At 70.6% G+C, this 21,652-nt stretch carries 21 protein-coding genes and 5 pseudogenes; 20 read left to right on the top strand and 6 right to left on the bottom strand.

Translation table 11 applies throughout. The features are described from left to right. Positions 1–387 precede the first annotated feature (387 nt). On the top strand, positions 388–1,029 hold the full coding sequence (locus ACIP82_RS05430) for a C39 family peptidase (protein ID WP_400651118.1): 642 nt from the start codon (positions 388–390) through the stop codon (positions 1,027–1,029). 9 nt (positions 1,030–1,038) lie between these two features. Here ACIP82_RS05430 and ACIP82_RS05425 read toward each other — a convergent pair whose 3' ends face one another. Next, entirely contained in the window at positions 1,039–1,896 is an 858-nt protein-coding gene (locus ACIP82_RS05425; RefSeq protein WP_400651115.1) for a hypothetical protein, read from the bottom strand. 224 nt (positions 1,897–2,120) lie between these two features. Here ACIP82_RS05425 and rpe point away from each other — a divergent pair, with 224 nt between their 5' ends. From rpe to ACIP82_RS05395, 6 genes and pseudogenes are all read left to right on the top strand, one after another. After that, positions 2,121–2,804 carry a ribulose-phosphate 3-epimerase gene (gene rpe, locus ACIP82_RS05420; RefSeq protein WP_363612224.1) on the top strand — a complete coding sequence of 228 codons (684 nt, stop codon included), beginning with the start codon at positions 2,121–2,123 and terminating at the stop codon, positions 2,802–2,804. Between the two features lie 134 nt (positions 2,805–2,938). Next, positions 2,939–3,877 (top strand): alpha/beta hydrolase, encoded by a 939-nt coding sequence (locus ACIP82_RS05415; RefSeq protein ID WP_400651112.1) that lies wholly within the window; start codon positions 2,939–2,941, stop codon positions 3,875–3,877. A 147-nt stretch (positions 3,878–4,024) separates the two neighbouring features. Next, a complete protein-coding gene (locus ACIP82_RS05410; RefSeq protein WP_400651110.1) occupies positions 4,025–4,984 on the top strand; it encodes a pirin family protein in 960 nt (319 codons plus the stop codon). 421 nt (positions 4,985–5,405) lie between these two features. Further along, positions 5,406–6,148 (top strand): annotated as a pseudogene (locus ACIP82_RS05405) (transposase). Positions 6,149–6,281: 133 nt separating this feature from the next. Further along, positions 6,282–6,743 (top strand): hypothetical protein, encoded by a 462-nt coding sequence (locus ACIP82_RS05400; protein ID WP_148836477.1) that lies wholly within the window; start codon positions 6,282–6,284, stop codon positions 6,741–6,743. Positions 6,744–6,795: 52 nt separating this feature from the next. Beyond that, positions 6,796–6,993, top strand: a pseudogene (locus ACIP82_RS05395) (IS630 family transposase); the annotation flags it as partial. An 89-nt stretch (positions 6,994–7,082) separates the two neighbouring features. Here ACIP82_RS05395 and ACIP82_RS05390 read toward each other — a convergent pair. Continuing rightward, on the bottom strand, positions 7,083–7,460 hold the full coding sequence (locus ACIP82_RS05390; protein ID WP_363612767.1) for a nuclear transport factor 2 family protein: 378 nt from the start codon (positions 7,458–7,460) through the stop codon (positions 7,083–7,085). Positions 7,461–7,620: 160 nt separating this feature from the next. Between ACIP82_RS05390 and ACIP82_RS05385 the strand changes: the two are divergent. The 9 genes and pseudogenes from ACIP82_RS05385 to ACIP82_RS05345 all read left to right on the top strand — a co-directional run bounded on the left by ACIP82_RS05385 (position 7,621) and on the right by ACIP82_RS05345 (position 15,100). Then, positions 7,621–8,431: pseudogene (locus tag ACIP82_RS05385) on the top strand (IS5 family transposase). A 144-nt stretch (positions 8,432–8,575) separates the two neighbouring features. Next, complete coding sequence (locus ACIP82_RS05380) at positions 8,576–9,085, top strand: transposase (protein WP_400651106.1); 510 nt, start codon at positions 8,576–8,578, stop codon at positions 9,083–9,085. Further along, positions 9,058–9,264 carry an integrase core domain-containing protein gene (locus ACIP82_RS05375; RefSeq protein ID WP_400651104.1) on the top strand — a complete coding sequence of 69 codons (207 nt, stop codon included), beginning with the start codon at positions 9,058–9,060 and terminating at the stop codon, positions 9,262–9,264. Before ACIP82_RS05380 ends, ACIP82_RS05375 begins: the two co-directional genes overlap by 28 nt. 46 nt (positions 9,265–9,310) lie before the next feature. Next, positions 9,311–9,787, top strand: a complete 477-nt coding sequence (locus ACIP82_RS05370) for an RHS repeat-associated core domain-containing protein (RefSeq protein WP_400651159.1) — start codon at positions 9,311–9,313, stop codon at positions 9,785–9,787. Then, complete coding sequence (locus ACIP82_RS05365; RefSeq protein WP_400651101.1) at positions 9,694–10,488, top strand: hypothetical protein; 795 nt, start codon at positions 9,694–9,696, stop codon at positions 10,486–10,488. Before ACIP82_RS05370 ends, ACIP82_RS05365 begins: the two co-directional genes overlap by 94 nt. A 732-nt stretch (positions 10,489–11,220) precedes the next feature. Then, positions 11,221–11,973 (top strand): annotated as a pseudogene (locus ACIP82_RS05360) (transposase); the annotation flags it as partial. Between the two features lie 162 nt (positions 11,974–12,135). Next, positions 12,136–12,933 (top strand): IS5 family transposase, encoded by a 798-nt coding sequence (locus ACIP82_RS05355; protein WP_400651098.1) that lies wholly within the window; start codon positions 12,136–12,138, stop codon positions 12,931–12,933. A 557-nt stretch (positions 12,934–13,490) separates the two neighbouring features. Beyond that, a complete protein-coding gene (locus ACIP82_RS05350) occupies positions 13,491–14,174 on the top strand; it encodes a signal protein (RefSeq protein WP_400651095.1) in 684 nt (227 codons plus the stop codon). A gap of 419 nt (positions 14,175–14,593) precedes the next feature. After that, positions 14,594–15,100, top strand: a complete 507-nt coding sequence (locus tag ACIP82_RS05345; RefSeq protein ID WP_400651092.1) for a hypothetical protein — start codon at positions 14,594–14,596, stop codon at positions 15,098–15,100. Here the strand turns inward: ACIP82_RS05345 and ACIP82_RS05340 are convergent. Together ACIP82_RS05340 and ACIP82_RS05335 are read right to left on the bottom strand one after the other, a co-directional pair. After that, positions 15,046–15,189, bottom strand: coding sequence for a hypothetical protein (locus tag ACIP82_RS05340; protein ID WP_400651089.1), 144 nt, complete (start codon positions 15,187–15,189; stop codon positions 15,046–15,048). The genes ACIP82_RS05345 and ACIP82_RS05340 overlap by 55 nt on opposite strands. 849 nt (positions 15,190–16,038) lie before the next feature. Further along, positions 16,039–16,722: a hypothetical protein gene (locus ACIP82_RS05335; RefSeq protein ID WP_400651087.1), complete on the bottom strand. Its 684-nt coding sequence runs from the start codon at positions 16,720–16,722 to the stop codon at positions 16,039–16,041. Between the two features lie 31 nt (positions 16,723–16,753). Here ACIP82_RS05335 and ACIP82_RS05330 point away from each other — a divergent pair, with 31 nt between their 5' ends. Next, positions 16,754–17,146 carry a transposase gene (locus ACIP82_RS05330; protein WP_400651085.1) on the top strand — a complete coding sequence of 131 codons (393 nt, stop codon included), beginning with the start codon at positions 16,754–16,756 and terminating at the stop codon, positions 17,144–17,146. 218 nt (positions 17,147–17,364) lie between these two features. Here ACIP82_RS05330 and ACIP82_RS05325 read toward each other — a convergent pair. Continuing rightward, positions 17,365–17,892: pseudogene (locus ACIP82_RS05325) on the bottom strand (FAD-binding protein); the annotation flags it as partial. Positions 17,893–17,917: 25 nt separating this feature from the next. On the opposite strand from ACIP82_RS05325, the gene ACIP82_RS05320 reads away from it, so the two are divergent. Further along, a complete protein-coding gene (locus tag ACIP82_RS05320) occupies positions 17,918–18,115 on the top strand; it encodes a hypothetical protein (RefSeq protein WP_400651162.1) in 198 nt (65 codons plus the stop codon). A gap of 31 nt (positions 18,116–18,146) precedes the next feature. Here ACIP82_RS05320 and ACIP82_RS05315 read toward each other — a convergent pair whose 3' ends face one another. Next, the gene (locus tag ACIP82_RS05315; protein ID WP_400651082.1) at positions 18,147–18,401 is read right to left on the bottom strand and encodes an integrase core domain-containing protein; all 255 of its coding nucleotides are present in this window, start codon (positions 18,399–18,401) and stop codon (positions 18,147–18,149) included. A gap of 388 nt (positions 18,402–18,789) precedes the next feature. Here ACIP82_RS05315 and ACIP82_RS05310 point away from each other — a divergent pair, with 388 nt between their 5' ends. After that, a complete protein-coding gene (locus ACIP82_RS05310; protein ID WP_400651079.1) occupies positions 18,790–20,391 on the top strand; it encodes a prenyltransferase/squalene oxidase repeat-containing protein in 1,602 nt (533 codons plus the stop codon). Then, the gene (locus ACIP82_RS05305) at positions 20,388–21,647 is read left to right on the top strand and encodes a cytochrome P450 (RefSeq protein WP_400651076.1); all 1,260 of its coding nucleotides are present in this window, start codon (positions 20,388–20,390) and stop codon (positions 21,645–21,647) included. Before ACIP82_RS05310 ends, ACIP82_RS05305 begins: the two co-directional genes overlap by 4 nt. Positions 21,648–21,652 lie beyond the last annotated feature (5 nt).

The following is a 21,652-nucleotide window of genomic DNA, read 5'->3' as shown; positions in this document are numbered from 1 at the left end:
GCAGAGGTCGAGGAGGGCCGCGCATCGGCCCGACTCGGGCGGGAGTCGATCGCCGGCGCCTTGCTGGTGTCGTTCGGAGTCCTGACCGAGCCCAGGGTCTTCGCCATCAACTGCGTGATCCGATCGTGGTTGTGCGGGCTGCTGGGAGTCGGGTGACCCGGCTGGCCGCCGCCGCTGACGGCAAGTCGTGATCCTTGGCGCTCGGGCGTCCTGCCGGCGATTCCGGATGCGGGACGGACTTCGACGGCCGACGAGGTCGTCCTCGGATTCGTCGGCTCCTCGCCGGTGGTGGCGCGGTGCCCTTGCGGAGGGCAGGCCGGCGAGGGCACTCCGGGTGAGTGGGTGTCGCGCGGTGGTGGTGCCCGGGGGGCGTGAGAGCGTCGGGGCATGGCAGATGGCAGCGGCGGGGCGGCGGTCGTGCACGACGTGCCGTACTACGCGCAGTGGGAGTCCGCGGGGCTGGTCCGGGAGATCGTGACGGGGGCGGTGAGCGCGGCCGACGATCCGCGGTGGGGGGAGTCGGGGGCGGCCACGCCGGAGGAGTACGAGTACTGGTCGTGGCGGCTCTGCGGGGTGGCCTGCCTGCGGATGGCGCTGGACCACTGGTGGGGGGTGGCGCCGGCGGCGGTCGGGCTGGTGGGGGAGTGCCAGGCGGCCGGGGCGTACGTCAGGGACGGGGAGCGGCTGCGCGGCCTGATCCACACGCCGTTCGCCGCGTACGCGCGGGATCGCTGGGGACTGGCCGCGCAGGCAAGGGAGTTGACGTCCGAGGAGATCGCGGCGGAGGTGGCCGGCGGGCGGCTCGTCATGGTGTCGGTGCACCCCGCGATCCGGAACCCGGACGGGCCGGAACCCGGACGGCGGGGCGGGCACCTGGTACTGGCGGTCGGCACCACGGGCACGGCGCTGGTGATCCACAACCCGTCCGGGTTCGCGGGCGAGTCGCAGGCCTTCGCGCACGTGCCGTGGCGGCGGTTCGAGCGTTTCTACGCGGGCCGGGGGATCGTCCTGGGCCCGCCCGAGGGCTGAGGGCCGCTGCTACGCCGAGGCGGCCGGCAGACCGATCGGGTTGATGGGCGGCATCGAGCCGCGACAGAGGGCCGAGATCGGCTTGAGGGCGGCGGCCAGGCGGTCGAGTTCGGCGCGCGGGTGGTGCTCCCAGACGCGGGCGGCGGCCAGATCGGTGGCGGCCTCCAGCGACTGGTGCCGGATCCGGCCGCACTCGGTGATCGTCCCGCGCTCGGTCAGCCAGCCGCGCTCGACCAGCCGGGCGGCGGCGGCCTCCCACTCCTCGTCGCTCCAGCCGCGCAGCGGTTGCAGGACCTCGCGGCGGACGTCCAGGGCGCAGCGCACCACCAGCGCCTCGCAGCCGTCCAGCCCGGCCGAGACCAGCGCGGCGACGTGCCCGTCACCCCGGTGCTCGCGCATCACCGTGGCGGCCTGCCAGAGCCGCCCGTACAGGCCCTCGGGCCGGGGGAGGGCGGTGTTGGCGGCGGCCAGCACCCGACCGGCGCAGTCCAGGCGGGCCACGGCCTGCTCCAGAAGGTCCGCCACCAGTTCGACCTGTTCCGGCTTCACGTGCTCCAGCAGCCGGGCGAGCGCCGCCGAGGAGCCGTCGAGCCGGGCGGCGAGCGCGGCGTCCGGTCCGGCCTGGGACCAGACGTCCGGCAGGGCGCGCTCGACCGTCGCGGGCGCGAAGCTGAAGAACGCGGCGATCACCGGTGCCGCGTCCACCGCGCCCAGCGGCGCCGAACGGCCGGCGAAGTAGCCGCGCCAGCCGCCGCGCAGGCCGGCCTCCTCGAACGCGGCACGGCCCTCGGGGGAGAAGTAGGTGACGGCGTGCACCGGCTCGAAGAGCCACCACAGGGCCCGGGCGGGATGGACCAGATCGGCCAACGGAAGACCTTCCTCGGGGGGACGGGGATGGGGCGGGGGTCAGGAACGGGAGGCGGGGTCGTTGTACAGGGCTGATGACCACGGCGGCGGTCACGATAACCCCGGGCGGGGTGTGACGAGGGTCACGGGGAGGTCTCACTGTTCACTTCGCGCCGGCGGCCCGCGAGATGATGGGGCCGGGTGCCAGCTCCCGGCACCCCTACCCTCCTGTGAAGGCAACGGAAATGGCGCAGATCAACCCCAGCATCCTGTCCGCGGACTTCGCCCGGCTCGCGGAGGAGGCGGAGGCCGTCAAGGGCTCGGACTGGTTGCACGTCGATGTGATGGACAACCACTTCGTGCCCAACCTGACGCTGGGCGTTCCGGTGGTCGAGTCGCTCGCCCGCGCCACCGACATCCCGCTCGACTGCCACCTGATGATCGAGGAGCCGGACCGCTGGGCCCCGCAGTACGTCGAGGCCGGAGCCGGGTCCGTCACCTTCCACGTGGAGGCCGCCGCCGCACCCGTCCGGCTCGCCCGCGAGATCCGGGCCAAGGGCGCCCGCGCCTCCATGGCGCTCAAGCCGGGGACGCCGATCGAGCCGTACGAGGACCTGCTGCCCGAGCTGGACATGCTGCTGATCATGACGGTCGAGCCGGGCTTCGGCGGCCAGGCCTTCCTGGACATCATGCTGCCGAAGATCCGCCGCACCCGTCAGCTGATCGACAAGCACGGCCTGGAGCTGTGGCTGCAGGTGGACGGCGGCGTCTCGGCGAGCACCATCGAGCGCTGTGCCGAGGCCGGGGCGGACGTCTTCGTGGCCGGCTCGGCGGTGTACGGCGCGAAGGACCCGGCGGGCGCCGTGCGCGACCTGCGCGCGCTCGCGGACTCGGCGACGGCGGAGGCCTGGTGGACCTGCGGGCACTGAGCGGCGGGGGCGGCGTCGCGCGGCTCCGTCTTCGTCTCCTTCTCCCCGGCCTGTGGCGTCGGGGTGTCGGGGTGTTGACCGACGGGGATGGACATGGTGAGGTGCCGGTCGGCTGAGGGTGGGGGAGGGGCGGCGTGGGCCTGGACGATGACGGTGGTGGTGGCCGCGGGAGCGGTGCGGCCGCAGACGGGGTGGGCCCGGGCGGGTTCGGCCCCGGGACGCCCGGGCGGCGCCGACTGCTGAGGGCCGCCCTCGGGACCGGCGGGCTCGCCGTGGCCGGTGCCGGGGCGGCCGTGGCGCTCTCCGCCGGTCGCCGGCCCTCCGGCCGCTTGCCCTCCGGCCCCGCTCCCTCCGGCCCCTCGCTGCGCACCGAGGAAGAGCGCTCGGCGGCCCGGGGCGGCGCCCTGGTCACGATGATCACGATCGTCCCGCAGGGCGTCGCCCGCCCCGCCGGCCTTCCGGTCTGCGTCGCCCTGCACGGCCGCCGTGCCACCGCCCGGGCGTGGACGGACCTCGGGCTGCCGGCGATCCTGGACGCGGCCTTCGCGTCCGGCGTCCCGCCGTTCGCGGTGGTCGCCGTCGACGGCGGCGACGCCACGTACTGGCGCCGCACAGCGTCCGGCGACGACCCGCAGCGGATGCTGCTGGAGGAAATGCCCGGTCGGCTCGCCCGGCAGGGCCTGCGCGCGCCGGACGCGGCGATGGGCATCTCCATGGGTGGCTTCGGCTCCCTGCGCTACGCCCGCAACCGGGGCGCCGGTTTCGGGCCGGTGGCGGTGCTCAGCCCCGCGCTGTTCCGCAGCTGGGCCGACGCCGACGCGGTGGGCGTGTTCCGGGACGAGGCCGACTGGCGCGCACACGAGCCGCTGCTCCACCAGGACCAGCCGCACGGCCGCCCGACCGGTGTCTGGTGCGGCACCGAGGACCCGTTCTGCGCCGCCGCCCGTGAGCTGACCGGCGACCCGGTCCAGGCCCGCTTCACCCCCGGCGGGCACGACGCGCCGTACTGGCGGAAGGTGCTCCCGGACGTCGTCTCCTTCCTCGGCCACGCGCTCGCCGCCCGAGGCGGTTGACCGCATGGCGCCTGACCGCATGGCGGCGGGGCGCGCGGCGGCCGGACGCGGGCCGCGGGTGGAGGAACGGGGCCGGCTGGTGGATGATCGTTGGCGACGACCCCCGGCCCCGGCCGGCCCCGATCCGTACGGTGGTGGACCCGCGACATGAGCAACCTCGATCTCAAGCCCGAACCGACCCGCTGCGGCGGTGAGGCCGGCACCGGTCCGGTGAAGGAACTGCTGACCGGTCGTCAGGTCAAGCTCGGCGAGAGCACCATGGTGCGCCGGCTGCTGCCCAACCTGGGCCGCCGGATGGTCGGCGCCTGGTGCTTCGTCGACCACTACGGCCCGGACGACATCGCCGACGAGCCCGGCATGCAGGTCCCGCCGCATCCGCACATGGGCCTGCAGACGGTGAGCTGGCTGCACCAGGGCGAGGTGCTGCACCGCGACAGCCTCGGCAGCCTGCAGACCGTCCGCCCCTACGAGTTGGGCCTGATGACCTCCGGCCGGGCGATCTCCCACTCCGAGGAGTCCCCGCGCGAGCACGCCCGCTTCCTGCACGGCGCCCAGCTCTGGGTCGCCCTCCCGGACGCCCACCGGCACACCGCCCCCGCCTTCGAGCACCACGCCGAACTGCCCGTCGTCGCCGCCCCCGGCCTGCGCGGCACCGTCATCATGGGCACCCTCGACACCGCCACCTCGCCCGGCACCACCCACACCCCCCTGGTCGGCGCCGACCTCGCCCTCACCGCGGGCGCCGACCTCAGGCTCCCGCTGGTGCCCGACTTCGAGTACGCCGTCCTCTCGATGTCCGGCAGCGTCGACGTCGACGGCGTCCGCGTCGAACCCGGCTCGATGCTCTACCTCGGCTGCGGCCGCCGCGAACTCCCCCTCCTCGCCCGCACCGACGCCGCCGTCCTCCTCCTCGGCGGCGAACCGTTCGAGGAGAAGATCGTCATGTGGTGGAACTTCATCGGCCGGTCCGGTGAGGAGATCCAGCAGGCGCGGAGCGACTGGGAGAACACCCCCCGCTTCGGCGAGGTGCACGGCTACGACGGCGATCGGCTTGCCGCGCCCGAGCTTCCCCAACTGCCGCTGAAGCCACGGGGAAGGGCACGCTGACCTGGGGCTATGCACCCAAGGCGGGCGCGCCGAGTCCCGGTGGATTGCTGTTTGGACGGTCTGCGATCCATCGCTCTGATGGGACGTCCCTGCCGCAGCGTGATGGCTCCGGTGATCGGCCGCGAGTTTCGGGTGCGGCCATCTGTAACCGGGTTCAGTCAGGCCGATGCTGACTCAATGCCCACTTTGCTGACGTCTCGTCAGGTGCGGGGTGGGGGATCGCGTTCTCGACGCGGCGTCGCCGCGGCTGGAACGGGCGCCGGTGGACAGGCGCCGGGCAGGGCTGCCGCCGCCGTGCTGCGGGCGGTGGAGGGGGCGTGGGTGAGAGCGTCTGGGGCCGTGCGGCGGATTTGTGTGTTGCCTACAACCGTGAGTCGAGGTGGTAGACGCGGATCCCTCGCTCTTGGCTTGGTGAACATTGATGCACACGTTCCGTGGGCGTCAGCCAGTTGCAGCCGGTGTCCTTGGTATCTGTGGATGCGACCTGTCCGACGTCCTATGGGCCCTGATCGAGCCGAAACTGACGGCCTGGAGGAAAGCTCGGCTCGACCGCAGGCCCACCGGACAGCCGGCAAAGGTCGAACTGCGCGACGTGTTCAATGCGATCCTCTACGTCAACCGAACGGGAATCCCCTGGAAGTACCTCCCACACGACTTCCCGAACCACGGCACCGTCTACGCCTACTACGCCGCCTGGCGCGACGAGGGAATCTTTGCCCAGCTCAACTACGACCTGACCGGCCTGGCCCGCGTGAAGGAGGGACGCAACCCCGAGCCGACAGCATCCGCCATCGACACCCAGAGTGTGAAGACCTCCACCAACATGCCCCTGACCAGCCAAGGAACCGACGCAGCGAAGAGAACGCCGTGGTCGAGCACGGAGCCAGCCTGGGAGTCGACGTCGAGGTCGTCCACCGCAAATCCGACGCCCCTGGATTTCAAGTGGCGAAAAGGCGGTGGGTGGTCGAACGAAGCCTGGGGTGGATCATGCTAAGACGGCGCCTCGCCCGCGACTACGAGACCCTGCCGGCCAGCTCCGAAGCCATGATCCACATCGCCTCGATCGACAACCTCGCCAAGCGCATAACGGACGAGACCACACCAACCTGGCGAGGGACTTACCAGGGTATAAAGGGCAATCCGCTCACATCAAACGCCCACTGAGTGCCTGACTGTAAACCGGTGACTGTGCAGATGGTCAGCGCCATTCGCCGACGACGAGGCCCGGGAGCGTCCAGGGAACTCCACCGCGCTGTACGGTCGGGCGAGTACCGCAGCTGTCGACACAGGAGCCGAGATGGGACCGGATCATGTTTCTGATTGGTTCTGGGAGGTCCTGGAAGCGACACGACCGCGTCTGTCTGCTCTGGAGTTGTGGTTGGAGTCCCACTCGCGGGAGGTGCTTGAAGCCTTCGCGCTCGCATACGAGTCCGCGGCGGAATCGCTGGCCGACTTCTCGGAAGGTGTGAGCGTGGATGGGGACGTCTGGTCCGAAGACAGCACCGAAGATCTGTGCATGTGGGTGGTCGGGCAGGGCTACGGGCTGTGGAGCTCGGTGGTTGTGGGAGAACTGCGGCTGGAAGAAGTCGCTCAGATGTATCTGGGCCGTGCTCCGCTGCTTCCAGAAGGCGTGGCGCCGTGGGACGGGGATGTCTCGGACCCTGAGCACAGGGGCTACCAGTCTCCCGGGGCCATCGTCCACGGCGTCTACCGGACGCGATTCGCCGAGGAGCTCCATGAACGGCTTGAGGGTATGTGAGGAGATTGCCCGGGCCGGGCGGGTAATGCGGGCGGGGCTCCTGGCGGATGCGGAGGCCCACTTCGGCCCGCTGCGGCAGTTCACCCTGGCCAACTCCCACCACCGCAGTCACCCCGCGCAAACCCAGGCACTGCACCGCTACCTGCGCTGGCGCAACACCAACGCCCGCCACCCCGACGTACTCGCCGCCCAACGCAAGGAACGGGCCCGCATCCGCAGCGAAAAGGGCATCCGCTGGGGCGGCGCCCCCTCAACACCGCAGCCTGACCAACCGCGAACAGCAGCCCCCGAACGCCGACGGGGCAGGTTCAGGAGAAGGACAAGCGACAGAAGGATGACTCAGGAGGCGAACGGCTCGATCTCCCCCGCAAAGACGATGACCTGGTCGATGAGGCTCCGCCGCAGATGGACGACATCCGTTCCCGCCAGGCGGGGGCCTCCATCGGGCGTGGTGAAGACCCACTGGTACCGGGCCCACTCGTCAGGCATGTCCACCGCTGAGCAGCGCAGCATCGTGCCGGTCCCCGCCGGGTGGCGCCGGATGTCCAGCACGAACCGCTCGACCGCCGCGATTCCTTCGATGCGGCCCAACGGCCCCCAGAAGACCACGTCTGAGGTCAGGGCCTGGGAGAGCAGGGCAGTCACATAGCTGTCGTCCGAGGCGTTGAACGCGGAGATGAACGTGTCGATCGCGGAGCGTGCGGTCTCTTCCTGCATGCCCCAGTAATACCAGCCGTTTCGCGTGCGCGCTCATCCCGCGAGCCGCCTTCCGATCACGGTGAACCATCCCGGTCACAGCACTAGGGCGGGTATCGGGTCGCGATCAATCTGTGGGAATCGCCCTCACGGCGAGGCCTGATCAGGTAGATCATGTCGCGTGACGCGAGTGCAACTGACGGATGCGGAATGGGAGTTCATCGAGCCGTACCTGCCGATCGGCGAGTACGGCCCGTACCCGGAGCGGCTGCGGCAGCAGTTCGGGGGCGTGATCTGGCGGTTCAGGACCGGAGGGCAGCGGCGGGAGATGCCGGCGGAGTTCGGCGCGTGGTCAACCGTCTCCGATCGCTTCCGGCAATGGCGTGACGCGGGCGTCTTCGAAGCCCTGCTGGAGGGCACGATCGCGGAGGCCGCGAGGCGGGGCGAGAACGACGACGTGCCCGGCGGCGGCGCAGGCTCCGGCTGAAGGCCGCCCTGCCCGGACGCTCCAGAGGCGGGCAGGCCAGCAGGATCCATGTCGCCGGTGAGCGGAAGTGCCGACCGCTGGTGTTCGTGCTGACCGAGGGACAGGCCGCCGACAGTCCGCAGTTCATCCCCGTGCTCAAGAAATTACGGGTTCACGGGCCGGTCGGCCGTCCCCGCACCCGGCCCGACGCGGTCGCCGGGGACAAGGCCTACTCGTCCCGCGGCAACCGCGCCCACCTGCGTCAACGCGCGATCAAGGCCGTCATCCCGGAGAAGGAGGACCAGGCCGTCAACCGGACGAGGAAGGGCAGCCGTGGCGGCCGGCCCGTCAGCCACGACGCCGACCTCTGCAAGAGCGCAACACTGTCGAACGGCTGATCAACAAGTTGAAGGCCTGGCGAGGCATCGCCACCCGCTACGACAAGACGTTCGCCGGCTACCTCGCCGGCCTCCATCTCCGCGGCGCGATGATCTGGATCAAAGACCTCAACAGGATCACCCCTTGATCGCGACCAAATACGCTCCCTAGCCTGCGCGTTTCACTTGCGGGTGCGTCTGGGTCATGATCAGAAACGCGAAAGTGCCTTCTGTACTGGGATGATGAGGCTTGTCGAAGGTCTCTGTCAGCCCAGCAGGAAGGCACTTTCTACGTGCACACTACCGGGTCACGTCCCCGGCTCGTCGTCTCCGCCGACGGGCGCGGTGTAGTCAGCCATGCCGGATCCCGCCTGCTGGCGGATCTTGCCGAGGCCACCGGCCTCACACAAGCCTTCAGCCACGCCCTGCGCCGGCTGCGTCCGCGCGGCACCGGCCACGACCCGGGCAGGATCGCCGCCGACCTCGCGGTGATGCTCGCCGACGGCGGCGAGGCGATCGCCGGCCTGGCCCTGCTGCGCGACCAGCCCGAGGTCTTCGGCCCCATCGCCTCCACCCCGACCGCACGGCGACTGCCGGCCGGCATCGATGCGGCCGCGCTCAGCGCCCTGCGCGCGGCCCGGGCCGCCGCCCGCGAGATCGCCTGGCTGCAGGCCGGCGAGACCCGGGAAGCAATACCCGCCTCGCACGCGGGCGGACGTCAACTGCCCGGCCACGGCGTTCGATGGGCCGGGTCGGCTCCAGTTACGACAACGCGATGGCCGAGTCGTTCTTCGCCACGTTGAAGCGCGAACTGCTCTACGGCTCACGCTGGCTGAACCGGGCACAGGCCCGTATGGCGGTCTTCGCCTGGATGGCCTGGTACAACCGAAGGCGGCGTCACTCCGCCCTCGGATACCGCAGCCCCGTCGACTATGAACGGCAACACGCCGCGAGCGTCATTAACCTGGACTTGGTCGCATAACAGGTAAGTGTCTATAAAATAGGGCAAAGCCTGCCTCACCTGGGACATCAACAACCGTCTGCCGCAGATCGCCACCGAGACCGACGGCTCAGGCGCACTGATAGGCGACTACACCTACGACCCACTCGGACTCCCCCAGAGCCAGCACACGCCATACGGCACCTCCCACTTCCACCACGACTGGCTCGGTTCGACCACCGACCTCACCGGCTCCACCGGCGAGCAGAAGAGCCGAACCGCCTACGACCCCTACGGGCAAGCGGGCACCGCCACAGTCGCGACCAGCGCCCCGCCCACACCGTTCGGCTTCGCCGGTCAGTACAACGACCCGGCCCTGCAGGGCAAGCAATACCTCCGGGCTCGCGAATACGACCCCGCCAACGGCCGCTTCAACACCCGCGACCCCCTCGCCACCCCGGCGAACTCCCCGTGCGCGTCCAGGTACACCTACGCCGCTGGTGCACCCACCATCTACACCGACCCCACCGGCCTGTCCCCGAAGACGACAACCCCGACGACGTAACCCTCGGAAACGTCGGCGGCTGGCTCGCTCAAGGCGCCAAAGCCCCCTTCGAGTTCGTCGGCGACGTCTTCAACGCCGTCACCGGCCGCAACGGCGGCGCCGGCGCCTTCGTCGACAAGTACTTCCCCGTCCGCCCCGCCTACGCGATGTATGTCGCCGCAGCCAAACTCCGCGAATTCGGCTGCACCAACGTCGCCGATCTCGTGGAAAAGAACGCCGACGCACTCGCCCAACAAGTCGCGGTAGCCGGTCTCGGAGGCCTCAGTAGGTGGATGACTGGCCGAGGGAAGCTCGAAGCATCGGCGATAACTGATCAACTTTCCAGCCTTGAGCGCGAGGTGGCTCTTCAACGGGCCAAGCGGACCGGCTCTGGACCCAAGCTACTCATGAACACGGACGTAATCCAAGCCACCGCAAAGAAGTTCGGCATCGACTACAGCAACATTACGGTGGAACTATGCAAGGGGACCGCCGGGCTTGGAGGCTTCACTAGGCCGGATCAGACAGTCGTACTCGCCCGCGATGCCTTCCTGAACGAAGAGACACTGGCCCGCACGCTATTTCATGAGAAGATCCACGTCGACGATATTCGACGCGGCATTCCCTACCCCAAGTCGCAGGAGGAGGCGGAACCATGGGAGGACCGCGCATATGCCCAGGAGGAGGAGTGGTGGCAGAATATGGGGAAACATATCCGCTAGACAAACTCGGGCCGCAGGAGACAGGTAGAATGCAGAGCAAGCGCGCAGATTGGGAAAGCTGGCTGAACAGCTACCAGCGAGCCATCAAATCTCACCCTAGTCGCATCGAAGACGAATGCCCAAACTGCGGAAGCCGCTCCCTGAAGCTGGTTTTCATTGGGCCGCTGGGGCTCGGGGCCGCGTCCGCGCACTTCTGGTGCGAATACTGCCTCCGGGGAATCATCATCTCGCGGTGCCAGATCCCTGAAGGCGCACACTTCATCCCGTCCGATCAACCGCGAAGTCGAGATTCCGGATGGCCTCCAAACTTTATTCTGGTAACCCCGGAATAGCCATCTGAATTCCACACCTTCGGCAGGCGAGGGCACCCGCCCTCGTCTGCCGTTTTCAGCTCACTCCATGCGCAGCAATCTTCCAGCGGCTCACCGGCTCCGCCTCTTCCGGCTCAGTGTCCGGTTCGGAGGACGGCGTCAGGCCGGAAGCACGCACAGAGCATGGACGAATCCGTCGGGGTGCGTGGCCTTCCCAGTCGTCGTCCCAGGTACGAGACAAGCCGACCTGCCACACCCCTTCCAGGCCAACATCGCACACCGTTCTCTCCTGCAGCTCACAGGTTGTGCTGCCGGCCTCGACCGCGCGCTGCAGTTCGGTGCCGATCGGTTGGCGGTTGCTAGCCTGCGCGTTTCATCCGGGGTCGCGTCCGAATCATGATCGGAAAAGCGAAAGTGCCTTCTGAGCTGCAACGATGAGGCTTGTCTAAGGTCCCAGTCGTTCCAGCAGGAAGGCACTTTCTGCGTGCACCCTACCCGCTCACGCCCCAAGCTCGTCATCAGCGCCGACGGGCACGGAGTGGTCAACCACGCCGGCTCGCGTCTGCTGGCGGATCTGGCCGACGCCACCACCCTGACCAGTACCTTCTCCGACGCCCTGCGCCGGCTGCGACCACGCGGCACCGGGCACGATCCCGGCCGTGTCGCGGTGGATCTGGCGGTGATGCTCGCCGACGGCGGCGAGGCGATCGCCGACCTGGTCGTGCTGCGCGACCAGCGCGACGTGTTCGGCCCCGTCGCCTCCACCCCGACCGCCTGGCGAGTCCTGTCCGGCATCGACACCGCAGCCCTGAACGCCTTGCGGGCAGCGCGGGCCAGGGCCCGCGAGGTCGCCTGGCTGCAGGCCTCCGAGACCGGACGCGACATACCCGCCTCGCATGCCGGAGGGCGTGAACTTCCGGGCCTGGTCCTGGACATCGACGCCACCCTGGTCACCTGCCACTCCGAGAAGGAACAGGCCGCCCCCACCTACAAACGCGGCTTCGGCTACCACCCGCCGCTGTGCTTCCTGGACGACACCGGCGAAGCCCTCGCAGGTCTCCTGCGGCCGGGCAACGCCGGAGCGAACACCGCCACCGACCACATCACCGTCATCGACCAGGCCCTCGCCCAGATCCCCGACGCCCACCGCCACGGCACCCCGATCCTCGTCCGCGGAGGCTAGGCCGGTCGCATTTGCCAGGAGCTCCTTGTGTCCTTTGACCCTGCCGGGACTGGTGAGACCAACTCTGAACCGGCTCCGGCGTGTTGTTGCGTGGCCTGCCGGTTCGGCCGCGGTGGCGCGCACCCGCCGCGGCCGCGTCGGTATCCCTCGGACATGAGCGATGCGGAGTGGCTGGTCACGGAACCGCTGCTGCCCCTGGCGGCGTGGCGGTGGTGGAAGGGCGGGCGTCCGGAAGAGCACTGCCGCCGGGTGATCGTGGATGCGATCCGGTACGTGGTGGACAACGGCTGCAAGTGGCGGGCCCTGCCCGCGGACTTCCCGCCACACGCCACCGTCTACTTCTTCTTCGTCCGTTGGGAACGGGCCCAGGCCGTCGACGACCTGCACGATCGGCTCCGGGATCGGCTTCGCCGACGGGAGGGCCGCGATGCCGAGCCGAGCGCGGCGATCGTCGATTCGCAGTCGCTGCGGGCCGCCGAGACCGTGGCCACCACAGGCCGCGGCTGGGACGCAGGCAAGAAGGTGAACGGAACCAAGCGGCACGTCGCGGTGGACACGCTTGGTCTGTTGCTGGTCGTGCTGGTCACCGCCGCGAGCGTGCAGGACCGCGACGGCGGTCGGCCGCTCCTGATGCGTCTGCGGCAGATCCACCATCGTATTCAGCGCGTGTGGGCGGACGGCGGCTGTGCCGGCAGGCTCGTGACCTGGGCGAAGGCGCGGCTCGCGCTGACCGTGGAGATCGTCGAACGCAGTGACGACATGACGGGATTCGTCGTGCTGCCCCGTCGCTGGGTGGTCGAGCGGATGCTGTCGTGGATCTGCCGCAGACGCCGCTGTGTCCGCGACTACGAGCGGCTGCCCGACCACCACGAGGCCATGGTGAAGTGGTCGGTGATCATCCTCATGACCCGCCGACTCGCCCGATCATCAGCCGTTTCCCGCGCAACGTGACCGGTTCTCGGTCAGGCGCTCAGCGGCCCATCACCCGCAAAGGAGCGGACACCATCTGATGCCACGCCAGGTGGGAGCCCAACCGCGCGCCGACAAGGCCTATGACCACCACTTCGTCCGGGTGTTCCTCCGCGAGCGCGGCATCGCGGCCCGCGTCCTGCGGCGAGGCCGGGCCCGGCGAGGGCGAGCAGCTCGGCGGTGGCTGGCTGCTTCGGCGGCCAGTCGTAGGTCGGCCACGGCCGAGCGTGCCGAGGAGGCGGTGGTGCCGACCAGGACCACCAGGAGCCGCGGGAAGGTCCGCCGGTGCAGCTCCCACGCCCGCCCCGCCCTTCGGGCCCGGCTGCTCCCACAGCCGCGCGCAGGCGGCCAGCTGCGCCGTGCGGTGCTCGGCGCCCGCACCGGGGCGCGGTGGTGTGCCGGTCAGGGCGACCAGCGCGCTCGGGAATGCCCGTCGGCGCCGCTCCCATGCCCGCTCCGATCCGTCCGGGACGCGGTCCGGCCCGGGCCACCGGCGGGGCCGTGTTCGGGCCCTGACGGCCGCTCCGTAAGGTACACGCATGCGTCTCATGCGTTTCCCGGTTTTGGTCACTGCCGTTCTGTTTCTGGCCGCGGCCTGCTCCGGCAGCCCTGATCCGGTGTCCCCGTCGCACGCCCGCCCCTCCTCTCTGCCCGCTCCGGATGCCGAAACACAGTCGGAACCCGCCCGGATCGCCTTGCGCGACCTCACCTCGGCCGAGTTCCAGCACATGTGGTGGAACTGGGCCGCATCGACCGAGGCCTCGCAGAACCCGGTCATGGACACCGACGGCCGGTTCTGCTCGCGGGGCCAGCGAGACGAGGGGATCTGGTTCCTGGCCGGGACCTTCGGCAGCGCGGCAACACGCACCTGCACAGTGCCTGAGGGCGCGTCGGTGGCGTTTCCACTGGTGAACCGGGTCAGCGGGGAGTCCTCGGACTGCCTGAGCTTCATGAACGAGGCAAAGGGAAGCGCCGTTCTCGACAGCCGCACGCTGCCGCACGAGGAACTCGCCTCCACTCGCATCAGGCTGACGCCCGTCGAGGGAAGCCCGATCAGCGAGCCACCGGGCATCTTCACCTGGTCCTGCGGCCTGTGGGTGCGGCTCGACCCACTCACTCCCGGAACCCATGAGCTGAGCATCCGTGGTTCCTCGGGGACCTTCTCTGTCTCCGTCGACTACAAGCTTCTCGTCTCCAAGCCGAAGCCGACGGAAGCGGTCTGACGGTCGGCGCCCGTACGGCCGTCGCATCAACTGGGCCTCGCTCAACAAGCCGGCCGAAGGCTCGCTCGACCATCCAGCCGAGAGACCGGACGACGAATCCTCTGGTGGCCGGGTCGCGGTGGACGATTCCGATGTCGCTGCCGGGGCTTGCCGGGAGCACCGGTACCTTGGCGCCGGGGTCGCGCAGCACACCTCTCCGGAGGGCCTCGCCATGCCGTCGTCATGGGACAAACTCACCGCGGACGATCGCCAGGAGTTCCGCGAACTGCGGGATTCGCTGGCCGCCGCCGGCATCATGACCAGCATTACCCAGGTGGCCGCCAACGAACAGGACGTCCGGCAGTGGGGCCGCCGCGTAGCGCAGCCGGCCCGTGCCCGCCCGCCGGGACCTGGGCCGGGCGATTCTCGACTCTGCACTGGTGCGTGGTGCGATCTGGCTGCGCTGGTCGGGCCACGACGGCATCCGTACCCTGCACCACGGTGCCGGCCTCGCCCGCGGCTGGGTGGAGAAGGACATCGACGGCCTGGCCGGCTGGGCGGCCCTGGTCGACGGCCGGCTCGTCGTCACCCGGGACCGGGACGGACGGGAGCAGCCCGTGCTGCACGCCGAGGCGTGGGAGGCCGGATCGACGTCGCACGCCGCCCTCGCCCAGTACCCCGCCCACCCCGGCGACGAGGACGAGTCCGGGGATCAGGACGAGGACCAGGAGCACCAGCTGCTCGGCGACATCCGCACCCGGGTCCGGCGCCGGGCGGCCGGGCTCACCCTGGCCGCGCCGCCGAGGCCGCCTACCAGGCCCGGCAGAGCGCCGATGCCGCGCACCGCCGACCCCCCTCTACACGGCCCTCGGCCGCGCCGGCCTCCACACCCTCACGAGGTCTTCACGTTGGTCAGCGGTGTCGGGACGGTGTCGGTCACGGTGTAACCGCTGGAGTTACCGGGCCCGTTGTTCTTCACCGTCAGCGTGTACGTCACGGCCGCACCCGGCTTGACGATCTCCGGCCCAGGTGACACTGCCGGAGGCGCCGGTGATCGCCTTGTAGGGCCGGGTCGGCACGTCCTGCCCGATGAACACCTGCGGTTCGGCCGGATCGAACGGGTCACCGGCCGCCGCGTGCGACTGAGGCGCGATGACGACCGGGGTCGCGAAGGCGCCTGCTCCGATGAGCAAGGCCATCAACAGCAGTCCTGTGAGCGAGCGGCGCGGGCGCCCTCTGTGCCGCCCTGAGCGGCGAACTATGGTGCTCATTCAGTACCTTCCGGTCTCTGTCGCGGTATCCCGCGAAGAACGTTTCGTGCTCGATGCAACTGCCCTCTGCCGGGCCACTCCGAGGCCTGCTCGGCGGCTGCGCCGGCAGAGGTCTCCGTTCGGCCGGAGGCCTCCGCGGGGACGGTCGTCGAAGACTCGGTGTCGTCCTGTGCCGCTTCCGGCGGCGGTGGCGTCGACGACGTGACGGGATCGGACATCGGCTGGACCGGCTCCGGTACCTCCTCGGGTCGGCCTCGCCTGTCCGCGCCGGGCCGGGACTCCGGCTGCCGCGGTGGCGGTCTCTCCCCGGGTCCTTCGGCGCCAGCTCGCAACCACCGCTTCAACCAGCCCACTTACGGGACACCCTCCTGATAGGAAGCCACGGCGCGCGCAGTATCGGACCCCGTCCACGCACCGGAATCAGGCTGGCAAGCACCCGATTCTGAAGGGGAGTAAAGCACTGGTTTATTCAAACTTGTCGTATCTGCGCATGTTTTGCGTCTGCGTTTCGCCCCCCACTTGAGATCGCGGCGGGTTGAAACGATCCGCGTGTCATCGGCCGGCTGTCGAAAAGTGCCGAGGGGTGAGTGAACACCAATGGGGCACCGGGGAGTTCACCCCGCCGTGCGATCTCCGGCGACTTGCCGGCGACCGGTGCCGCCGTGCCCAAGGGGCAAGTGGGCGAACATGACGGCTGGCCGGTTTTTTCGGTTCTGCGTATGTTCCTTGGGGGGATCAGGGATGAGGAGGGCGATGTCATGGCTCGGCGTGATCGGCGTATGGGCCGCAATGAAGTACCCGGGGGGATCCAGAGGGCCGAGTCGGGGTGGCTCACTCGAAGGTCGGGTGGCCGGGCGCTCGTGATCCTCCTGCGACCAGGCAACGCCGGAGTGAACACCGCCGCCGACCACATCACGGTCGACGCCGCCCTCGCTCAGATCCCCGACGCCCACCGCCACGGCACCGAGATCCTCATCCGCGCCGACATCGCGGGCAGCGCCAAGGCATTCCCAACCCACCTGCGCACTCTCAGGCAGCGCGGCATCCCGACCACCTTCTCCCCCGGACACGCCATCGCCGCCGAGTTCCGCAAAGCCATCCGCGCGCTGCCCGAGCAGCTCTGGCACCCCACCCTCGAACAGGACGGCTCCCTCCGCACCGGGGCCGAGGTCGCCGAACTGACCGGCATGGTCGACCTCGCCGGCCACCCGGACGGCACCCGGGCCATCGTGCGGCGCGAACGCCCCCACCCCGGCGCCCAGCTCTCGCTCTTCGACTTGGACGAAGGGATGCGCCACCAGGTCTTCCTCGCCGACGCGCCCGCCGCCGGTGGAGGCTCGCCGCAACACCCGGAGGTCCGCCACCGCGCCCACGCCGGAGTCGAGGACCACATCCTCCCCCAGACTCCGTCCGGGGACCCCCAGCGGCAAGACCACCGGCTTCGGGCGCCTCTCCTCACGCCACTTCGCCATCAACGCGGCCTGGCCGGAGCTCTCCCTGACCGCCGTCGACCTGCTCGCCCGGGCGCGGACCCTGCTGCTGGACGGCGAGCCGGCCACCGCCGAGCCGAAGAAGCTCCGCTACCGGATCCTGCACACCGCCGCCCGGATCACCCGCGCCGCACGACGCATCCGCCTTCGAGTCGCCTCCGCCTGGCCCTGGCGCCACGAGCTCACCCTCGCCTTCGCCCGCCTCGCAGCGCGGCCCCGCACGGTGACCTGACCCGACGACACCGCCACCGACCACCCACGACCCGAGGACCCAAGGACCCAAGGAGCACCCGACCGCGCGTCGGGCCCTCGGCATGCCCACCCCGCCCCGAACAGGCCGAGCACCACCACCCCAAAGATCGACCCGGCTCGGCCAGCCCCAACCGAAACGCGAAGGCCAGGGCCGAACTCGGCCGAAAGAAGCAGAGGAAAGCAATAGTTGACGATCAGTCAGACAGCTGTGGCGCGAGCCGCCGCGCGCCCGGCCGCCCGGCCCGAGAAGAGGCAGGTGCCGAGGAAGGTACCCTCCAGCGCGTTGTATCCGTGGACCCCGCCGCCCCCGAAACCGGCCACCTCACCCGCCGCGTACAGGCCTTCGACGGGCCGCCCGTTCGGGCCGAGGGCCCGGGAGTCGAGGTCGGTCTGGATGCCGCCGAGGGTCTTGCGAGTGAGGACGTGCAGCTTGACGCCGATCAGCGGGCCGGCCGCCGGGTCGAGGATGCGGTGCGGCGCGGCGGCGCGGCCGAGCCGGTCGCCGAGGTGGCGCCGGGCGTTGCGGATGCCCTGGACCTGCGAGTCCTTGCCGAAGGGGTTGGCCACCTGGAGGTCGCGCGCCTCGATCTGCCGGCGTAGCAGCGCCGCGTCGAGCAGGGGATCGTCGGTGAGCGCGTTCATCCGCTCCACGAGCTCCTGCAGCGTGCGCGCGACCACGAAGTCCGCACCGCGCCGCTTGAACGCCTCGACGGGCGCCGGCGCGCCCGTTGGGCCGCGCGGGGATGGTTGAGTGTCCGCGTACCGGTGGCGGCGGTGTGGACGCGGGGTGGTGCGGGTGGCGGGCGAGGGCGGCTTCCCGTCGCGCGGGGTGTGGCGACGCCCCGCGCTGCGCTGGGTGGACGTGCTGGTGACGGCGGCCCTGCTCTCGCTGCTGTACGGACTGCTACGGCCGGCCGGTAGGGTTCCAAAAGTCCTGCACATGCGCTGAGCTGCGTGTTCGTCAGCTGCTCTGGTCTTCGTCAAGCGGTGTTGTGGTACTCGTGGATGAGTCCGTCGAGGACGTCGTGGCGCTGGATGTGCGGTGCGGGGAACGGGATGACGTCGGGGTTGTCGGCAGGAGCGCGAAGTTGCAGCGCTCGGTGCGGCCGGGCGGAGTTGTAGTGCCGGGCGTATTCGGCGAGCAGGTGCCGCAGGTGCTGCTCGTTGTAGATGAGCAGCCGGTCGGTGCACTCGGACCTGGCGGTGCGTATGAACCTCTCCGCGTGGGCGTTCATCCGTGGTGTCTGCGGCGCGCTCTTGAGGATTTCGATGCCGTCGGCGGTGAAGACGGCGTCGAATGCGTGGGTGTAGCGGCTGTCGCGGTACGCGGCGGGTAGCGGAAGCCTGCGGCCCGTTCGCCGAGGTCGGCGAGGAGGTTGCGGGCGAGCCGGGTGACCCGGGCGGCGGTCGGGTGGGCGCTCTGCCTGGCGCCGGTTGTTCGTTGAAGGTCTGTCGCGCGGTGCACGCCGGGTGCGCGATTCTCCGGCAGCGGGTGCTCTCGGTTCGTGCAGTCGGCGGCGCAAGTCGGTCGTCTGGGCGCCAGTTTCGAACATCGGCGGCTTTGCGGCGGGGGTGTGCGTTTCGCTCGTCCTCGTTGTCGTGATCCCGACCGAGGAGCTGACGGTGACGACAGGTGAGATCGGGACGGCCCGCCCGGGCGCGGCCCGCAGGCTGGAAGCGGTGGACGGGTTCGCGGCGGCCCGGGAGCGGGTGTGCGCGAGCCTGAGTGTGGCCGTCGGCCCGGACGGCGCGGTGCGCAGGCCGTGCACCAGCCGGACGCTGGAGTCGGCGCTGTTACTCGTACTGCTGCGCCGGCGCGGTGACCACCCGCGGCAGGAGCGGGAGCTCGCGGAGTTCCTGGCCGCCCCGCAGGCGCAGGCCGACGGGTTCGACGCGGCGTTGGTGCAGGCGGTCCTGCACGGCCGGACGGTCGGCGCCGATGTGGTCGGCGGTGAGCTGCTGGCCGGGTTCGACCACTTCTCGATGGCGCGCAAGCGGCTGCTGTTCGACGTCTGCCTGGCCGTGGCGGGTGCTGTGCCGTTCGACGCGTCGATGCTGTGCCCGCCACGCGCGGCGGACCGGGGCAGCGAGAACGGGGACAACACGGTCACCTGGGTCGAGATGATCATGCTGAGTGTGCGGGTCCTGGTCGCGCACGGTCTCGGTACGGGTGCGCAGGTCGACGCTGGGGAGCGCGAGCGCCTGCTGGAGCTGTTGGGCTCCAGCCGGGCGCCGGTGTGGGAGAACTACCCCGCCGCGCACCTGCTGGCGCTGCTGGCCGTCCAGGAGTTCGCCCCCGGCCACCGGCTGGTCGAAACCGGCGTGGCCGCGGTGCTGGTGTGCCGCAACCCGGACGGTGGGGTGCCGAGCATGTCGGACCTGGACGTGTTCAGCACCGCGCCCGCCGGGATCGCCCTGACCCGGGCGGGAGCGGACCGTGCGCTGCTGCACCGCATGTGCGACTACCTGATCGGCCAGCAGATGCCGGACGGCGGCTGGGCGTTCGGTGAGCACATGCGGCACAACGACGTGGACGACACCTCCTACGTCGCGGCCTGCCTGGCAACCGTCGACCCGGTGCGCCACCGTGAGGCCCTGCTGCGCGCCGGCGGGTACCTGCGGGGCATCGTCGGACGGGACGGCGGGTTCCCGACCTACGTGAAGGGCGATCCGTCGGAGGTCGGCATGACCGCCGGCGCGGTCAGCGCGCTGGCATGGAACGGGACCGACCACGGCGACCTGCTGGACGGCGCGGCCCGCTGGCTGCTGGACTCCCAGCACGAGGACGGCACGTTCGAGCGCAGCTGGAGCCTGAGCGAGGCGAACACGATCTGGCGGGCGATGTGGGCGCTGCACTCGCTGCCCGAACCGACCCGCACCACCCTCCAGGAGCGCATCGCCGATGCGAGCGCCGCCTCCCACCGGTTCCTCGCCCGGGCGCAGAACGAGGACGGCGGCTGGGGCTACCGGCCCAAGGACCCCAGCGACACCACCAGCACCTGCTACTCGCTGATGGCCCTGGCCGCCATGGGCCGACGCCCGCAGGACGACGCCGTCGTGCGGGCGGGCGTGGCCCATCTGCTGTCCCGACAGGGACCCGACGGCGCTTTCACCGCACTGCCCGACCAGGTCGCCCCCCGCCCCCTGCTGTTCGACGCGCCCATCTTCACCGACACCTGGGTCCTGCTCGCCCTGACCGGCTGCGACAGCGACGAGACGCGGTGACCGGGCGCCCTGCACAGGCGAGTACCACCCGCGCACCGAGGCCCCTGCCCGTCGACCGCCCCTGCCCGCTGGACCCGCCCGCCGAACTCCAGTACCTGCGCACCGAACTGCCCGTGGCGCCGCTGGCCTTCCCCGACGGCCCACCGGGATGGCTGGTCACCCGCTACGACGACGTCCGCACCGCCCTCGCCGACCCCCGGCTCAGCTCGCGGCGCCCCCACCTCAACTCCCACATCCGGGCCAGCCTCATCACCCCCGCCGAAATGGCCGCACTGCGCCCCAGCGACCTGCTCACCAGCGACCCGCCCGAACACACCCGGTTGCGCCGCCTGGTCAGCGGCCAGTTCACCACCCGCCGGATGGCCCTGCTGGCCCCGCGGATCCAGGACATCGTCGACCAGCACCTCGACGCCCTGGCCGCCGCCCCCCGCCCGGTGGACCTGATGACCACCGTCGCCCTGCCCGTCCCGTCCCTGGTGATCAGCGAACTCCTCGGCGTCCCCTACACCGACCGCGACCGCGACCGCGACCGCGACCGCTACCAGCGCCTCACCGCCGAACTCCTCTCCCTCGACCGCACCCGCGAACAACTCCTGGCCAGCAAGGCCGAGATGAAGGACTACCTGCTGCACCTGATCCGCACCAGACGCGCCGAGCCCGCCGACGACCTGCTCTCCGGCCTCCTCCAGGCCCAGGCCACCGACACCACGCTGACCGACGACGAGATCGCCGCCCTTGCCCAGCTCATCCTCATCGCCGGCCACGAGACCACCGCCAACGTCATCGGCCTCGCCACCCTCCTCCTGCTACGCCCGCCCCGCCTGTGGGACACCGTCCGCCGCCGACCCGACCTCGTCGACGGCGTCATCGAGGAAACCCTGCGCCACGCGACCGTCCTGCAGTTCGGCCTGCTCAGGGTCGCCCGCGAGCCCCTCACCCTCGCCGGACAGCCCATCGCGGCGGGCGAGCGGGTCGTCCTCCACCTGCCCGCCGCCAACCGCGACGGCGCCCGCTTCACCGACCCCGACCACTTCGACCCCCACCGCCCCGACGCCGCCAAGCACCTCAGCTTCGGCCACGGCCCCCACCACTGCATCGGCGACCAACTCGCCCGCACCGAACTGCGCACCCTGCTCACCACCATGCTGCACCGCTTCCCCGACCTGCGACTGGCCACCGACCCGGACGAGGTCGCCACCCACCGGCACCGGGTCGTCCACGGTCCGGCCCGCCTCCCGGTGGACTTCACCCCCTGACCCGT

The organism is Kitasatospora sp. NPDC088548 (genome assembly GCF_044753005.1).
GTDB lineage: Bacteria > Actinomycetota > Actinomycetes > Streptomycetales > Streptomycetaceae > Kitasatospora.
Note: the sequence above shows the minus strand (reverse complement) of the source record. Positions and strands in the feature narration are given on the sequence as shown.

Bases quoted from the DNA above. Each gene is read 5' to 3' on its own strand.
- ACIP82_RS05410 (WP_400651110.1), top strand. From the start codon at position 4,025: ATGAGCAACCTCGATCTCAAGCCCGAACCGACCCGCTGCGGCGGTGAG.
- ACIP82_RS05350 (WP_400651095.1), top strand. From the start codon at position 13,491: ATGCGTCTCATGCGTTTCCCGGTTTTGGTCACTGCCGTTCTGTTTCTG.
- ACIP82_RS05430 (WP_400651118.1), top strand. From the start codon at position 388: ATGGCAGATGGCAGCGGCGGGGCGGCGGTCGTGCACGACGTGCCGTAC.
- ACIP82_RS05375 (WP_400651104.1), top strand. From the start codon at position 9,058: ATGGCCGAGTCGTTCTTCGCCACGTTGAAGCGCGAACTGCTCTACGGC.
- rpe (WP_363612224.1), top strand. From the start codon at position 2,121: ATGGCGCAGATCAACCCCAGCATCCTGTCCGCGGACTTCGCCCGGCTC.
- ACIP82_RS05315 (WP_400651082.1), bottom strand. From the start codon at position 18,401: ATGAACGCCCACGCGGAGAGGTTCATACGCACCGCCAGGTCCGAGTGC.
- ACIP82_RS05400 (WP_148836477.1), top strand. From the start codon at position 6,282: ATGGGACCGGATCATGTTTCTGATTGGTTCTGGGAGGTCCTGGAAGCG.
- ACIP82_RS05355 (WP_400651098.1), top strand. From the start codon at position 12,136: ATGAGCGATGCGGAGTGGCTGGTCACGGAACCGCTGCTGCCCCTGGCG.
- ACIP82_RS05390 (WP_363612767.1), bottom strand. From the start codon at position 7,460: ATGCAGGAAGAGACCGCACGCTCCGCGATCGACACGTTCATCTCCGCG.